Below are 14,337 nucleotides of genomic sequence, written 5' to 3'. Positions count from 1 at the left end.
GGTCACCACGCCTTCCCGGCGCTGCCGAAGGTGCCGGCGAGACTGGTGGTGAGGTCGACGATGTGCGAGCGGACATCGCGGAACAGCGACGGAGGATCCCACTTGTCGGCGCTCTCCGCGCCCTTCAGGAATGCGAGCGACGACGTCATGAACTCGATCTTGAGGGCGGTGGAGATGTTCACCTTCGCGCAGCCGCGCGAGATCAGGTCGGCGAACTGCTCGTCGGTCATGCCGCTGCCCCCATGCAGGGCGATCGGCACGCCGGTGGCCTCGACGATGTCGGTGACCCGCTGGAAGTCCAGCTCAGGGGTCTTCGAGTACACGCCGTGCGCGTTGCCGATGGACGGCGCGAACACATCCACCCCGGTCGTCCGGATGAACTCCACAGCGGTCTCGAGGCTCTGGCGCGCGGGTTCGGTGTCCGAGCCGATCCCGTCTTCGACGCCTTTGATGGCCTCGATCTCGCCCTCGACGTGCGCGCCGTAGCGGCGGGCCTCGGCGACGACCTCGACGGTCTGACGCTGGTTCTCCTCGACCGTGAGCGTCGAGGCGTCGAACAGCACGGAGTTCCACCCGCGCTCCAGGCACTCGGTGATCACGGCGCGATCGGGGCAGTGGTCGAGGTGCAGGGTGACGGGCACCTCGATACCGGCGGTCATCGCCGTCCACATCGCGAACAGCACGTCGGATCCGATCGATTGGACGGTCTTGACCGAGGTCTGCACGATCACCGGCGACTGCGCGTCGACGGCGCCGGCCAGAACGGCCTCGAGGGTCAGATCGTTGACGATGTTGATCGCGGGCACGCCGTAGCGCTCCTGGAACGCACGGTCCACGATCTCCTTGAGCGACACGACGGGCATGGCGACCTCCTCGATCCTCGCCAAGCGTATGCAGGCGAATGGATCGGCCGACACGGGAGCTTCCCCCATCCCGGCGGTAGGGAATCCCCGCACACGGTCAGCGCCGCGACACCGCCTGCCCGGCCAGCGCCGTGCGATTCGGCGCACCCGTCTTGCGCAGCACCGCGCCGACGTGCTTCTCGACGGTCTTCACCGAGATCTGCAACTGTGCTGCGATCTGCTTGTCGGGCATCCCCTGCTCCACCAGCGCGCGCACCTCGCGTTCGCGGGCGGTGAGCGGCTCGGTGCCGTCGCCGGTGAGCGAGACCGAGTACCGGCTGAGGAAGGCGGGGCTGAGCAGCAGGTCGCCGCGCGCCGCCGCGACCACCGTGCGTGCGATCGCCGCCGCATCCGCGCGCGGTTCGAGGAAACCGGCGGCGCCGACAGCGGTCGCATCCCGCAGCCGGTCGTCGCCGACCGAGCCGATCAGCAGCACGACGACCGCGCCGGGGTCGGCGGCGCGCAGATGCGCGGTGAGCTGCACGCCGTCGATGTGCGGCAGGTCGAGGTCGGCCACCACGACGCTCGGGTGCAGCAGGTCATAGGCCTCCACCGCCGCTTCGGCGTCGGCCACCTCGGCGACGACCTGGATGTCCGGCTCGGCCAGCCCGAGCATCCGCACCAGGCCCGACCGGATGAGGGCGCTGTCGTGCACGACCAGAACCCGCCAGCGCGGTCGCGGCCCCTCGTCGGGCGCCGGCGGCGAGACCGGGAGCTCCGCCCGCACGCGCGTGCCCCAGTTCGGAGTCGATTCGATGTTCACTGTTCCGCCGAGGTGCTGCGCGCGTGCCGCCAGGTTCTGCAGACCGAGCCCGCGCAGCGGCCGACGGGGCGCTTTGGCCAGGCCGGTCACGTCGAAGCCGCGGCCGTCGTCCTCGACCAGCACCGTCACATCGGATTCCCCGTAGACCAAGCCGACGCGCACGTGTTTCGCGGCAGCGTGCTCGACCACGTTGGTGAGGCACTCCTGCACGATCCGGAACAGCTGGCGCACGGTCTCGGCGGCGAGCGGTCCCGGCTGTCCGACGACCACCAGTCGTGTCTCGAGGGCCGCAGCCGACTCGACCCACGCGAGTTCGAGCGAGATCGCCTCGCCGAGCGAGTGCCCGTCGAGCAGCGCCGGGCCCAGCCCGAGCACGGTCCGCTGGGTCTCGCGGAGGGCGGAGCGCGCCGCGGTGCGCGCCCGGGCGATCGCGTCGCGCGGGTCGCGGCCGGTGGCGAGCCGGCGGTCGGCCTCGTCCACGTGCAGGAGGAGATCGGCGATGCCGCGCCCGACGGTGTCGTGGACGTCGCGCACGGCGCGCTCCCGTTCCGCGATCACCGCCGCCTCCCGTGCCCGCTCCTCGGCCACCGCGTGCAGCCGGGCGTTGGTGATCGCGATCGCGGCATGGGCGGCGAATCGCTCGAGCAGGGCGGCGTCGTCGTCGGTGAACCGCCGCGCCGGGTCGCGGCTGAACAGCACGCAGGCGCCGATGATCGCCCCGTTCCAGCGGATCGGGACGCCGAGGGTGCCGTGCAGCCGCGCGCGGTCGGGCCCGGCGAGGTGGCCGCCGCGTACCTGCGCGTACTCGTCGAAGATGACGGAGCTCCTGGCGCGGACGACCTCGCCCGTCACGCCCTCGTCGAGCGGGAAGGTCTGCCCCGACTGGCAGCCGACCCCGAGATCAACGTCTTTGCGGTACGTGCCCGCGGCCTCGTCGACCGTGCAGATCGATCCGCTGTCGCAGCCGAGCAGCTCGAGGGTGTGCCGCAGGATCCGCTCCAGCAGCGGTTCGAGCGCGAAATGTCCGGCCAGGTCGCCTGCCATCGCGGCCAGGGTGTCGAATTGGGCGCGAACGCTCTCGGCGTCGGCGCTCGTCGGGGTCTCGGCGTCCTTCATGACGATCCTCATCGATGGTCTGTGTTCGGGTAGGCGTGCCGTGTTCATCATGCGCCTCGCGCGTCGGATGCGCTACGGCGGCGAGGGTTCGCGCCGCGGAGCGACTTTGGTTAGGCTTGCCTTACCTGATCTCGACGAACCCGCGTCGGATCCCCCGAATCCCCAACGATCCCCAACGACTCCCCGGAAGGTGCGCCCGTGAGCCTCGTCGCGACGACCATCGAGAAGATCGACTGCCCGTCGTACCGTCCCTATCGGGCTCGTGTGCACGCGCTCGAATCGTTGTCGCCCCACTTCACGCGCGTGACGTTCTGGTCGGCCGACTTCGACGTCTTCGGCACCGACGGCCGCGACCAGCGGATCAAGCTCATGTTCCCGGCCCCCGACGGGAGCCTGTCGGCGTCCGACGATGAGGAGTCAATCGCGGCGGGCGACTGGTACGACCGATGGCGCCGGCTCCCGGACGACCGGCGGAGCCCCATCCGCACCTATACGGTGCGCGCGATCGATCCGGATGCGCGGCTGCTGACGGTCGACTTCGTCGCGCACGGCGACGGCGGACCGGCGGCGCGCTGGCTGCTGGCGGCACAGCCGGGTGACGAACTCGTGATCGTCGGGCCGGACGCCAGGAGCATCAACTCCGCTTCGGGCATCGACTGGCAGCCGGGCGCGGCGACCGACCTGCTCCTCGTCGGCGACGAGACCGCGGCGCCTGCCATCGCGGCGATCCTCGAGACGTTGCCGGCGGGACAGCGCGCCCGGGCCTTCATCGAGGTGCCGGATGGGTCGGACCGGCTGAGCCCGGCGATTCCGGCCAACGCCGAGATCACCTGGCTCGACCGCGCGGGCCGTGCGAACGGGAGCGTGCTCGTGCCGGCCGTCGAGCGTTGGGTGGCCGAGCATCCGGTCATCGTCGCCGACGCCGCAGCGGCCCGTCCGCAGCAGCTCGCCGAGGTCGACATCGACCTCGAGACGCTGTGGGAGCTGCCCGAGCACGTGAACGGCGGTTTCTACGCCTGGATCGCGGGGGAATGCGGCACGGTGAAGACGCTGCGGCGGCTGCTGGTGAGCGGCAACGGCATCGACAGAGGACGCGTGGCGTTCATGGGGTACTGGCGGCTCGGGCGCGCCGAGAACTAGCGCCGGCGGGCGTCACTCGTCGCGGTCGACTCCGCGGAACACGTCCGGGTAGTTGCTCAGCCACGTCCAGTGGCTCACCGGCCAGCTGATGACGAACGCGCGCCCGACGACGTCGCTCAGGGGGACGAAGCCCTTGCCCGGATCGTCCATGTGATAGCGGGAGTCTGCGGAGTTGTACCGGTTGTCGCCCATCACCCACACGCTGCCCTTCGGCACCGTGACGCTGAACTCCTTCTCAGAGACCGAGTCGACGCCGGCGGGAAGCAGCACGTACGGCTCCTTCAGCGGAACGCCGTTCACACTGAGCTGCCCGAGGGCGTTGCAGCAGCTGACCTTGTCGCCCGGGAGACCGATCAGTCGCTTGACCAGGTGCTGGTCGCTGTCGGAGGCGCCGAGCCCCACGAAGTCGAGCACAGCGCCGACGGCGTCGGCCACGGGGTTGCTCGGTTTCGGGGCGACGGGAGGCAGCCAGCCGCCCGGATCCTTGAACACGACGACGTCGCCGCGCTGCAGCGGGAAGACCGACGGCTCCAGCTCGTTGACGATGATCCTGTCGTTGATCTGGAGCGTGTTCAGCATCGAACCGGACGGAACGTAGAACGACCGGGCGATGAACGTCTTGATCAGGAAGCTGGCCAGCAGGGCGACGACGAAGATGACCAGGACGTCGCGCAGCAGCGTCTTCCAGGAGGTCCTCTTGGCAGAGCGGCGCGGGCGGGCGTCGGCAGTGGTGTCGGTCACAGCTGTTCACCGTATCGTGTCGACCCTGTGAGCTGCATCCGACCCTCGTTCGCGGCTCTTGTCCTGGCCCCGGCGCGGTGAGAACATCATGAGACGGGCTCATACGGCGCCAGCCGGGGGGTTCGCGTGACCATGCGGAACGCGTTCGGACGCCACAGGATGGATTCACGACGCGGAACCCCGCGCCGCGTGGGTCAGGCATGTGCCGTCGCCTTCCTGATCGTGGGGCTGACCCTCGGGACCCAGCAGAGCGCTCTCGCCGCCGGGACCCCGACACCGACGCCGACCCCGACCGTGACGCCGTCGCCGACACCGTCGCCCGCTCCCTCGGAGGAGCCGACGCCCACACCGACGCCCTCGGAAGAGCCCACGCCGACTCCGACGCCCACGCCGACACCCACGCCGACCCCGACCGAGACGCCGACCCCGACGCCCACACCTACTCCCACGACCACGCCCACCCCGAAGCCGACGCACAAACCGGCCCCGAAGCCGACGCCGAAGCCCGCTCCCGCCCCCGTCGACACGGTCGCGCTCGAGGTCGCGCCGCAGCTGCCGACCGGCGTGTTCGTCGACCCGACACAGGTGCAACGTGCCAGCGAGCTCGCCAGCACGCTGGCTGCCGCGCAGCAGGCGCTGACCGCCGCCAACGATGCGGCGCGCGCCGCCGAACGGGAGCAGCAGCAGGCCGAGACCGCGGCGAAGGAGCTCGCCGACCGTGCCGCGGCGGCGTCCGAGAAGGCCGCGGCCTCTGCGGCGTTCGCGACGGCCCTCATCCGCTCCTCTGATTCGCGGCAGCTCACCGAGGGACCACTCGGCGCCGCGTTGTCCACGGGCGGCAACCTGCTCGACAAGCTCGGTGCCGTCGATCGGTTCGAGAAACTCACCGCTTCGCGCACGGCGGCGCTGAAGGCCGCTGCGGCGGATGCGAAGCGGGCAGCGAGCCTGACCGATCAGGCGGGCGCCGCGAGCGGGACGGTCGCGTCGATCGACCTGGGCGGGCGACGCCAGGCCGTGACTGCTGCGCAGGCGGATGTGGCCGCGGCGACCAAGGCGCTCGACACGCTCCCCGTGCTGCAGGCGGCCGGCGCCGGGTTCCGCTCCCTCGTCAACACGCCGACGACCACGACGGGATGGGTGGCTCCGGTGCGCGCCCCGCTGACCGACGTGTTCGGTCCGCGTCCGTCACGGCCGGCGGGCACCGCGCTCTTCCACCCCGGTGACGACCTCGGGGCGTCGTGCGGCACCACGATCGTGGCCGCCAGCGCCGGGACGGTCGTCGAGGCCGGCCCGAACGGCTCGTACGGCAACTTCGTGCTCATCGATCACGGCGATGGCGTGCAGACCGCGTACGGCCACATCGTCGACGGGGGCATCGGCGTCACGGTGGGCCAAGTGGTGAAGGCGGGCCAGCCCATCGCGCTCGTCGGCAGTACAGGCGCCTCGACCGGCTGCCACCTGCATTTCGAAGTGCGGGTGGCCGGTCTGCAGATCGATCCCCTTCCGTTCATGGCCGCTCGCGGCGTGGTTCTCGGCCGGCGCTGAGCGGGTTCCGCCTCGCGCCGACGACACCGGGCGTCATCCCACACGGACTGTCTGAGCGGCTCCAAGCGTTTCCCCAGGCAGGGGCGTACGGTGCAGACATGACCGAACTCACCGAGCTCATCGGGTCATGGATGCGCCGCCAGCGCTGGTACTCGACCAAGAGCGTCGAACCGCGCCTCCGGCTGCTCGCCTCCGTGGAGATGGAGCCCTCGCGCGACGGCGCCCGTGTGCTCACGCACTTCTTCGCCGATGACGCCCCCCGCACGCCCCGCGTCTACCAGGTGCCCGTCGTGGCCAGAAGCAGCAGGGACGGCGACCCCGCCGCGCTGATCGGAGAGGCCGGAGGCCGCCATCTCTACGACGGCACCGCCGACGAACCCTACGTCGCCGCGCTCGCGGCCATGATGGCCGGCGCCGGGCGTGCCGAGAGCGCCGATGCGTCGGTGCGCGGACATCGGCTCGGCGACCCCGTCGTCGTGCGGTCGTCGCGCAAGCTCACCGGCGAGCAGTCGAACACGTCGATCGTCGCCGAGCTCGACGACGGCGGACTCGTGCTGATCAAGGTCTTCCGCGTCGTGCAGGACGGCCCGAACCCGGATGTCTCCACGCTCGCCGCGTTGACCGAGGGCGGCTCGCAGCGGACGCCGTCGCTGCGCGGCTGGGTGTCGGGCAGCTGGCCGGAAGCGGGCGGACCCGGGCGGGCATCCGGTGAGCTGGCTCTCGCCCAGGACTTCTTGACGGGGGCCGAGGACGGCTGGGAGCTCGCCGTCTCGGCGGCGGAGCACGCTGAGGACTTCGCGGAGCGCGCGTTCGCGCTCGGCGCGGGCACGGCCGAACTGCACGTGCAGCTGGCCCGGGTGCTGCCGACCAAACCGGCCGTGCGCGAGGACGTTGCGCTCGCGCTCGACGGGATGTTCCAGCGATTGACGATCGCGAGCACCGAGGTGCCGGCGATCGCGGAGTCGCGGGCCGGCATCGCCGCCGTCTACGAGATCGCGGCCGACTCGCCGCATCCGCTGCTGCAGCGCATCCACGGCGACCTGCACCTCGGGCAGGTGCTCCATTCGAGCGCGCGCGGCTGGCAGTTCATCGACTTCGAGGGCGAGCCGCTGCGGCCCCTCGCCGAGCGCGCTCTACCGGATGCGACCCTGCGGGACGTCGCCGGCATGCTGCGTTCGTTCGACTACGTGGCCGGATCGCTCGCGCGCCGGGAGCCTCCGATCGACGCGACGGCGTGGGCGGTGCGCGCCCGCGCGTCGTATCTCGACGGCTACTCCTCGGTCGCCGGCAGCGTGGTGACCGACTTCGCCCACCTGCTCGACGCGTTCGAGCTGGACAAGGCGGTGTACGAGGTCACCTACGAGTCCCGCCACCGCCCGGCGTGGCTGCCGATCCCGCTGGCGGCCGTCGACCGCCTGCTGAGCGCGCGCGTGCTCTAGCGGCGCGAGCGGACGGGCGGGCGCGGGCGGGCACACCGCGGCGCCTGCCGCCTTACCCGTGCAGCAAGCGCCGCGTGGGACGTGCACACTTTCGAAGCCCATGCGCGCCGTCTTGGGACAGATTGTCTCGCCGAGGGAAGCTCGACAAAAGGCAGACCGGAAGTTCTACCCGCCCCCGTGACGGATGTCACGCACAGAACGTGACGGCGGTGCTGGTCACCGGTGGACCCGCGGGTCCACCATGGCGTCATGAAATCGCTCGGACGCGCGCTCACGCTGGCCCTCCTCTCCGCCATCACGGCCGAGTTCCTGCTCGGCGACCAATGGCTCTCCGGCGCCGCCCCGCTCGGGCAGCAGATCGCCGAACTGGTGCTGTACACGGCGTTCTACGGATCGGCCGCTGTGCTCATCCGCGAGATCGCACGCGGCACCGGGCGCGGCTGGCCGAGCATCCTGCTGCTGGCGTTCGCCTTCGGGGTGATCGAGGAGGGCTTCGTCGACCAGAGCCTGTTCAACCCGGACTTCGCCGGTGAGCATCTGCTCGCCTACGGGTTCATCCCCGGCCTCGCGATCGGCGGGCCGTGGACGATCTTCGTGCTGACCCTGCACGTGATCTGGAGCATGGGCGCGCCGATCGCGATCGCAGAGGCGCTGTTCCCGCGTCCGCTCGTCGGGCGCCGCGTCGTCGCGCCGCAGGTGCAGGGGCGGTGGCTGGGCGTTCCGGGGATCGTGGTGGCGTGCATCCTGTACGTGGTCGGCGGCACGGCCATCCTGTTCGCGACGGTGATCGGGCCCGGGTTCGCGGGGACGCCATGGCAGTACCTCACCGCGGCGGTGGTCGCGGCGGCGGCGATCGTCGTCGCGCTGCGCCTGCCCCGGATGCGGCCGCGTGGGCGCGGCCCGTACTGGTGGTCGCTGCTCACCGGGCTCGTCGCGACCAGTCTGTTCGTGGGGGCCGACCGGCTGCCGCGCGACTTCTCGCCGTGGCTGGGCTGCCTCGTGCTGCTGCTCCCGCTGGCCGCGGGCGCCGTGCTGGCGGCGGTGCTCCGCCTCGACGTGCTCGGGCTGGCGACGGGTGCCGTTCTCACCTACTGCTGGCTCGGGCTGGTGAAGGCGCTGCTGCTCGGCGTGTTGCCGGCGATCGAGCAGTGCGTGCTCGTCGCTGCGGTGATCGCGGTGCTGATCGTCGCGTACCGGATGCGGCGCCACGTGGGCGCGCCGGTGCGGGTGCCCGCGCTCTGATGCCGGCGGCCCGCGCTGGTCGGACCGTCGTGCTGGCGGCGGCCCCGAGCCGGTGCGGCCGGCTGCAGGCATAACTCCGGAACTCCGGGTCGACGCGCCGCCGTGGCGGGCACAACTCCGGACGGCGGGGGCGCATCGGGCCCGATCTTCCGGAGTTGCGGCGGACGTGGCCGCGCCGCAGCAGGATCGGCGGTCAGTCGCCGACGAACCGCGGCGCGCGTTTCTGCTGGAACGCCGCGAAGCCCTCCCGGTAGTCGAGCGTGTCGCGCAGCGCCGCCTGCGCCGCGTTCTCCGCCGCCACGGCATCCCACAACGCGAGCTGCTCGTCGCGGATGGCGCGCACCAGCTGCTTGCTCGCCAGGAACGCGCGCGTCGCGCCCGCCGCGGCCGTCCTCGCCGCCGCATCCACCGCATCCTGCAGCTCGGCCACCGGCAGCACCCGGCTGAACAGGCCGGAGCCGACCGCCTCGGTGCCCGACATGAGCCGGCCGGTGTAGATCAGGTCGAGCGTCTTGTGGCTGCCGAGCCGCGAGACGAACAGCGAGTGGCCGCCGGAGTCGAGCAGCGCGCCCAGCGCGGCGAACGGCGAGCCGATCTTGGCCGTGTCCGCCACGTAGACCACGTCCGTCGCCAGGAGCAGGCCGAGTCCGACGCCGAGGCAGGCACCGTGAGCGGCGGCGAACGTCGGAGCCGGGAACGCACTGATCCGCTGCAGCAACGGCGTCACCAGTCCGTCGAGGTAGCCGGAGACGTCGTCGGTCGCCGGGTCGACGCCGGCGATGTCGCGGCCCGCGCAGAACGCCCGGCCGGTGCCCTGCAGGATGAGCGCACGTACCCCCGCCCGCTCGGCCTCGGCATATGCGGCGTCGAGCTCGCCGAGGGCCGCGGCGTCGAGCGCGTTGAGCTTTTCCGGCGCGTCGAGGGTCACGCGGGCGATGTCGTCGGCGATCTGCAGGTCGATCATGGGCGCTCCTAGACGTCGTAGTCCACGACCACGCGGTCGGTGACGGGATGCGATTGGCAGGTGAGCACGTAGCCGCGTTCCAGCTCCTCCGGCTCGAGCGCGTAGTTCTCGGTCATCCGCACGTCGCCGGAGACGAGCCGGGCACGACAGGTGCCGCAGACACCGCCCGCGCAGGCGAACGGCACGTCGGGCCGCACGCGCAGCGCGGCGTTCAGCACGGACTCGTTCGCGTCCACCGGCGTCGTGACCGTCGACGTCTGGCCGTCGAGCGAGAACTCGATCTCGACCGTCTTGTCGCCCTCGTGGGTGATCACCGGACGCCCGGTGTCGCCGGTCACCTGGCCGGGCTCGCCCGTGGTGAACAGCTCGAAGTGGATGTGCGGCCGCTCGACGCCGAGCTCCTCCAGCACGTCGCGGCACAGCTGCACGAGCTCGAACGGCCCGCAGAGGAACCACTCGTCGACCGTCGCAGGTGGGATCAGCACGTCGAGCAGCCTGCGCAGCCGTTCCTCGTCGATGCGGCCCGAGAGGAGAGGAGCGGAGCGCTGCTCGCGCGACAGCACGTGGTGCAGTGCGAGCTGCGCGGGGTAGCGGTCTTTCAGGTCGGAGAGCTCATCGAGGAACATCACGTCGATCGCGGTGCGGTTCGTGTAGACGAGCGAGAATCGCGCGGTGTCCGACGCGGCCAGGATGCTGTGGGCCAGCGCCATCAGCGGCGTGATACCCGAGCCCGCCGCGACGCCGACGATGTGCTTTCCGTCGAGCGCGCCGAGGTCGGTGGTGAAGGTCCCCTGCGGGCTCATCACGTCGATCCGGTCGCCGGCGGCCAGCTGCGACGTCGCCCACGTCGAGAACGCGCCGCCGAGATCCCGCTTGATCGCCACGCTGATGCTTCCCGGCGTCGGCGGCCGGCAGAGCGAGTAGCTGCGGCGCAGCTCGTGACCGTCGACGGTCGCCCGGAGCGCGACGTGCTGGCCGGGCAGGTAGTCGTAGGCACCGCGCAGTTCGTCGGGGACGGCGAAGGTGACCTCGACGCTCGCCGCGGTCAGCGGCCGCACCTCGGCGACGGCGAGCGTGTGGAACCGTGCGCGCGCCATCAGAACGCCTTGAAGTAGTCGAACGGCTCGCCGCATGCGGCGCACTCGTAGAGCGCCTTGCACGAGGTCGAGCCGAACCGCGAGATCTCCCTGGTGTCGAGCGACTGGCAGTGCGGGCACTTCACGGCCATCCGCACGCGGACGGCGCCAATGACCGGCGCGCCCCCGCTGGGCGGCGCGATCCCGAACTCTTCGAGCGCGGCCCGGCCGGCGTCGCTGATCCAGTCGGTCGTCCAGGCCGGGGTCAGCGCCAGGCGCACCGTCACGGGGCCGAAGCCGGCCTCGCCGAGCGCGCGCTGCAGATCCTGGCGGATCGCCTCCATCGCCGGGCACCCGCTGTAGGTGGGGGTCACGACGACGTTCACGCCGTCGTCGGTGACGGTGACCTCGCGCAGGATGCCGAGGTCGTCGATGGTCAGCACCGGCACCTCCGGGTCGACGACGGCGGCGGCGGCCGACCACGCGCGAACCGCGTCGGCGCTGTGGCTGCTCCAGCGCGCGACCCCGGTCACCAGCTCGCCCCCGGATGCTGCCGAGCGAGCACCTGCAGTTCCGCGAGCAGCGGGCCCAGGTACTCCGAATGGTTCCCGCGACGGCCCCCGCCGGACGCCTCGAACGTCGATGGCGTCTCCAGCTCGCACTCGCGCAGCACGGGCGCGATGGAATCGTCGAAGGCGGCGCGCAGCGTCGACGGCCGCGGTGCGAGACCTTCGAGCCGGTCGTTCAGCGGCTCGTCCTCGAACAGCTCGGCCACCGTCGGCCACAGGTCGTCGAGCGCGATGAGCAGGCGGCGACGCGACTCGTCGGTGCCGAGGGCCAGCCGCAGCATCCACTGATCGGCGTGGTCGCGGTGGTAGTCGACCTCTTTGACGGCCTTCGCGGCGACGGCGGCGAGCACCGGATCGGTGGAGGCCCGCAGCCGGAGGTAGAGCTCGAACAGGTAGTGGGACGCACCGAACTGCCGCACGATGGTGTGCGCGAAGTCGCCGTTGGGCTGCTCGAACAGGTGCGCCGACCGGAACTCGTGCTCGTCGCGCCAGTACGCCAGGTCGTCTTCGCTGCGCCCGGTGGCGGTGCCCGCGTAGCGCAACAGTGAGCGGGCGTGCCCGAGCAGATCGAGGGCGATGTTGGCGAGGGCGACGTCCTCTTCGAGCTCGGGGGCGCGCGAGATCCACGCGCCGAGTCGCTGCGCGAGGATTAGCGAGTCGTCGCCCAACCAGAGGGCGTACTCCGCGACATCCGGTGTCGCGACCTCGCTGCCGGGGGCGAAGTCGCCGGCGTACTCCGCGCCGAGCGTCACGGTGCTGACCTCGACGTGGCCGTGCTCGTCGCTCACAAGTGCTTCACCCCTTCGCTGGCCGTGTAGTACGTGGCGTGCCGGTAGTTCTTGCCGGAGGGCGATTCGAAGAAGGCGCCCTTGGCATCCGGATCGCTGGCGGTGATGGCGTCGGACGGCACGACCCAGATCGAGACGCCCTCGTTGCGCCGGGTATAGAGGTCGCGGGCGTTGCGCACGGCCATCGTCTCGTCGGGCGCGTGCAGCGAGCCGACGTGCACGTGGCTGAGTCCGCGGCTCGACCGCACGAAGACCTCCCAGAGGGGCCAGGTCTCGGGATGCGCGTCGCCGGGGGTCCCCGGGGCCGACATCAGGCGGCCGCCACTCGGCCGGATTGCTTCGCGGCGTAGGCGGCCGCGGCCTCCCGCACCCAGCGGCCGTCCTCGTGAGCCTCGCGCCGGCGCTGCATCCGCTGCGCGTTGCACGGACCGCGCCCGGAGAGCACCTCGTTGAACTCGGTCCAGTCGATCGGTCCGAGGTCGTACGCCTGGCGCTCCTCGTTCCAGCGCAGGTCGGGGTCGGGGAGCGTGACGCCGAGCACCTCGGCCTGCGGCACGAGCATCCCGACGAAGCGCTGGCGCAGCTCGTCGTTCGAGAAGCGCTTGATCTTCCACGCCATCGAGCGGGCGGAGTTGGGGGAGTCGTCGTCGGGCGGGCCGAACATCATCAGCGACGGCCAGTACCAGCGGTTCACCGCATCCTGGGCCAGCTGCTGCTGGGCGGTCGTTCCGCGCATCAGCGAGAGCAGGATCTCGAAGCCCTGCCGCTGGTGGAACGACTCCTCTTTACAGATGCGCACCATCGCGCGGCCGTACGGCGCATACGACGCCCGGCACAGGGGGACCTGGTTGCAGATCGCGGCGCCGTCGACGAGCCAGCCGATCGCTCCCATGTCGGCCCAGCTGACCGTGGGGTAGTTGAAGATCGAGGAGTAGCGCGCCTTGCCGGCGATGAGCTGCTCGGTCATCTCGTCGCGCGTGATCCCGAGGGTCTGGGTGGCGGAATAGAGGTACAGCCCGTGCCCGGCCTCGTCCTGCACCTTGGCCATCAGGATGGCCTTGCGCTTGAGGCTCGGGGCGCGGGTGATCCAGTTCGCCTCCGGCTGCATGCCGATGATCTCGGAGTTCGCATGCTGCGACATCTGCCGGATGAGCGTGCGGCGGTAGTCGTCGGGCATCCAGTCGCGGGGCTCGACGCGCGAGTCGGCGGCGATGAGGTCGTCGAATCGCTCCCGGCCGGCCGCCTCCTCGGCGTCCAGGCGTGCGTCGTGCTCTGCGTGCTGCCCCGTGTCCTGCTGGGTCGTCGTCATTGACACTCCCGAATTACTGACTGATCGTTCGTTTAGTATATGCCAGTGGGTCGAGCGCATGCCACACTAGGCGGATGACCGAGACCGCACTTCGCCGCGGCCGCCCCGGCTACGACCAGCGCGGCATCCTCGAGGTCGCCGTGACGGCCTTCAACGAGTACGGCTACGACGCCACCTCGATCGGGATGCTCGCCGAACGGCTCGGGCTCTCCAAGTCGGCGATCTACCACCACGTGTCGTCGAAGGACGAGCTGCTGGCGCTCGCGCTCGACGAGGCCCTCGGCGACCTCGAGGGCGTGCTCGCGGCATCCGGTGCGACGACCGGCAGCGCCGCCGACCGGCTGGCCTCGGTGCTGCGCGGCGCGGTCGCGGTGCTCACGGACAAGGTGCCCTACGTCACGCTGCTGCTGCGGGTGCGCGGCAACACCGAGATCGAGCGGGCGGCGCTCGCCCGCCGGCGTGCGTTCGACCGGGCCGTCGCCGAGCTCGTCGTTCAGGCCCGCGACGAGGGTTCCCTGCGCGCCGACGTCGACCCCGGCATCGTGGCCCGCCTGCTGTTCGGCATGATCAACTCAATCGTGGAGTGGTACCGCCCCGACGGCCCCGAGACCCCCCAGCAGCTCGCCGACGACCTCCTCACCATCGCCTTCACAGGCCTCCGCACCCCCTGACCCGCTTCCGTTGAGGGGCGGCAAACGCACCCAAAACCGCGGTTTTGGCTGCGTTTGCCGCCCCTCAACGAA

14 protein-coding genes are annotated in these 14,337 nt (G+C 71.2%); 5 read left to right on the top strand and 9 right to left on the bottom strand.

Translation table 11 applies throughout. The features are described 5' to 3' along the window. Positions 1-2 precede the first annotated feature (2 nt). Together PKE84_RS01895 and PKE84_RS01890 are read right to left on the bottom strand one after the other, a co-directional pair. Entirely contained in the window at positions 3-863 is an 861-nt protein-coding gene (locus PKE84_RS01895) for a class II fructose-bisphosphate aldolase (protein WP_271175497.1), read from the bottom strand. Between the two features lie 97 nt (positions 864-960). Then, the gene (locus PKE84_RS01890; RefSeq protein ID WP_271175496.1) at positions 961-2,781 is read right to left on the bottom strand and encodes a GAF domain-containing protein; all 1,821 of its coding nucleotides are present in this window, start codon (positions 2,779-2,781) and stop codon (positions 961-963) included. 198 nt (positions 2,782-2,979) lie between these two features. Between PKE84_RS01890 and PKE84_RS01885 the strand changes: the two genes are divergently transcribed. Continuing rightward, on the top strand, positions 2,980-3,921 hold the full coding sequence (locus PKE84_RS01885) for a siderophore-interacting protein (RefSeq protein ID WP_271175495.1): 942 nt from the start codon (positions 2,980-2,982) through the stop codon (positions 3,919-3,921). Positions 3,922-3,933: 12 nt separating this feature from the next. Here the strand turns inward: PKE84_RS01885 and lepB are convergent, their stop codons facing one another. After that, complete coding sequence (gene lepB, locus PKE84_RS01880; protein ID WP_271175494.1) at positions 3,934-4,662, bottom strand: signal peptidase I; 729 nt, start codon at positions 4,660-4,662, stop codon at positions 3,934-3,936. 189 nt (positions 4,663-4,851) lie between these two features. On the opposite strand from lepB, the gene PKE84_RS01875 reads away from it, so the two are divergent. From PKE84_RS01875 to PKE84_RS01865, 3 genes are all read left to right on the top strand, one after another. Then, on the top strand, positions 4,852-6,207 hold the full coding sequence (locus tag PKE84_RS01875; RefSeq protein ID WP_271175493.1) for a M23 family metallopeptidase: 1,356 nt from the start codon (positions 4,852-4,854) through the stop codon (positions 6,205-6,207). 98 nt (positions 6,208-6,305) lie between these two features. Continuing rightward, the gene (locus PKE84_RS01870; protein ID WP_271175492.1) at positions 6,306-7,646 is read left to right on the top strand and encodes a maltokinase N-terminal cap-like domain-containing protein; all 1,341 of its coding nucleotides are present in this window, start codon (positions 6,306-6,308) and stop codon (positions 7,644-7,646) included. A gap of 249 nt (positions 7,647-7,895) precedes the next feature. Continuing rightward, positions 7,896-8,888 (top strand): hypothetical protein, encoded by a 993-nt coding sequence (locus tag PKE84_RS01865; protein WP_271175491.1) that lies wholly within the window; start codon positions 7,896-7,898, stop codon positions 8,886-8,888. Positions 8,889-9,081: 193 nt separating this feature from the next. Here the strand turns inward: PKE84_RS01865 and PKE84_RS01860 are convergent, their stop codons facing one another. Genes PKE84_RS01860 through paaA form a run of 6 tightly spaced genes read right to left on the bottom strand, consistent with a single transcriptional unit; the run spans position 9,082 to position 13,594 of the window. Continuing rightward, complete coding sequence (locus PKE84_RS01860) at positions 9,082-9,852, bottom strand: enoyl-CoA hydratase/isomerase family protein (protein ID WP_271175490.1); 771 nt, start codon at positions 9,850-9,852, stop codon at positions 9,082-9,084. 8 nt (positions 9,853-9,860) lie between these two features. Continuing rightward, a complete protein-coding gene (gene paaE / locus PKE84_RS01855; protein ID WP_271175489.1) occupies positions 9,861-10,949 on the bottom strand; it encodes a 1,2-phenylacetyl-CoA epoxidase subunit PaaE in 1,089 nt (362 codons plus the stop codon). Next, positions 10,949-11,461, bottom strand: a complete 513-nt coding sequence (gene paaD / locus PKE84_RS01850) for a 1,2-phenylacetyl-CoA epoxidase subunit PaaD (protein ID WP_271175488.1) — start codon at positions 11,459-11,461, stop codon at positions 10,949-10,951. The genes paaE and paaD overlap by 1 nt, the downstream gene beginning before the upstream one ends. Then, positions 11,458-12,285 (bottom strand): 1,2-phenylacetyl-CoA epoxidase subunit PaaC, encoded by an 828-nt coding sequence (paaC, locus tag PKE84_RS01845; RefSeq protein ID WP_373877101.1) that lies wholly within the window; start codon positions 12,283-12,285, stop codon positions 11,458-11,460. The genes paaD and paaC overlap by 4 nt, the downstream gene beginning before the upstream one ends. Beyond that, a complete protein-coding gene (gene paaB / locus PKE84_RS01840; protein WP_271175487.1) occupies positions 12,282-12,596 on the bottom strand; it encodes a 1,2-phenylacetyl-CoA epoxidase subunit PaaB in 315 nt (104 codons plus the stop codon). The genes paaC and paaB overlap by 4 nt, the downstream gene beginning before the upstream one ends. Further along, positions 12,596-13,594: a 1,2-phenylacetyl-CoA epoxidase subunit PaaA gene (gene paaA, locus PKE84_RS01835; protein WP_271175486.1), complete on the bottom strand. Its 999-nt coding sequence runs from the start codon at positions 13,592-13,594 to the stop codon at positions 12,596-12,598. The genes paaB and paaA overlap by 1 nt, the downstream gene beginning before the upstream one ends. A 74-nt stretch (positions 13,595-13,668) precedes the next feature. Here paaA and PKE84_RS01830 point away from each other — a divergent pair, with 74 nt between their 5' ends. Beyond that, complete coding sequence (locus PKE84_RS01830) at positions 13,669-14,265, top strand: TetR/AcrR family transcriptional regulator (RefSeq protein WP_271175485.1); 597 nt, start codon at positions 13,669-13,671, stop codon at positions 14,263-14,265. Positions 14,266-14,337: the final 72 nt, after the last annotated feature.

Origin of the sequence: Leifsonia poae (genome assembly GCF_027921845.1) — a bacterium.
In the GTDB taxonomy this organism is placed as follows: Bacteria; Actinomycetota; Actinomycetes; order Actinomycetales; family Microbacteriaceae; genus Leifsonia; species Leifsonia poae.
This window is presented reverse-complemented; position numbering and strand designations above follow the sequence as displayed.

Excerpts from the sequence above, each read along its gene's own strand:
- PKE84_RS01895 (WP_271175497.1), bottom strand. The coding sequence starts at position 863 with ATGCCCGTCGTGTCGCTCAAGGAGATCGTGGACCGTGCGTTCCAGGAG.
- PKE84_RS01890 (WP_271175496.1), bottom strand. The coding sequence starts at position 2,781 with ATGAAGGACGCCGAGACCCCGACGAGCGCCGACGCCGAGAGCGTTCGC.
- PKE84_RS01870 (WP_271175492.1), top strand. The coding sequence starts at position 6,306 with ATGACCGAACTCACCGAGCTCATCGGGTCATGGATGCGCCGCCAGCGC.
- PKE84_RS01865 (WP_271175491.1), top strand. The coding sequence starts at position 7,896 with ATGAAATCGCTCGGACGCGCGCTCACGCTGGCCCTCCTCTCCGCCATC.
- PKE84_RS01860 (WP_271175490.1), bottom strand. The coding sequence starts at position 9,852 with ATGATCGACCTGCAGATCGCCGACGACATCGCCCGCGTGACCCTCGAC.
- paaE (WP_271175489.1), bottom strand. The coding sequence starts at position 10,949 with ATGGCGCGCGCACGGTTCCACACGCTCGCCGTCGCCGAGGTGCGGCCG.
- paaB (WP_271175487.1), bottom strand. The coding sequence starts at position 12,596 with ATGTCGGCCCCGGGGACCCCCGGCGACGCGCATCCCGAGACCTGGCCC.
- paaA (WP_271175486.1), bottom strand. The coding sequence starts at position 13,594 with ATGACGACGACCCAGCAGGACACGGGGCAGCACGCAGAGCACGACGCA.
- PKE84_RS01830 (WP_271175485.1), top strand. The coding sequence starts at position 13,669 with ATGACCGAGACCGCACTTCGCCGCGGCCGCCCCGGCTACGACCAGCGC.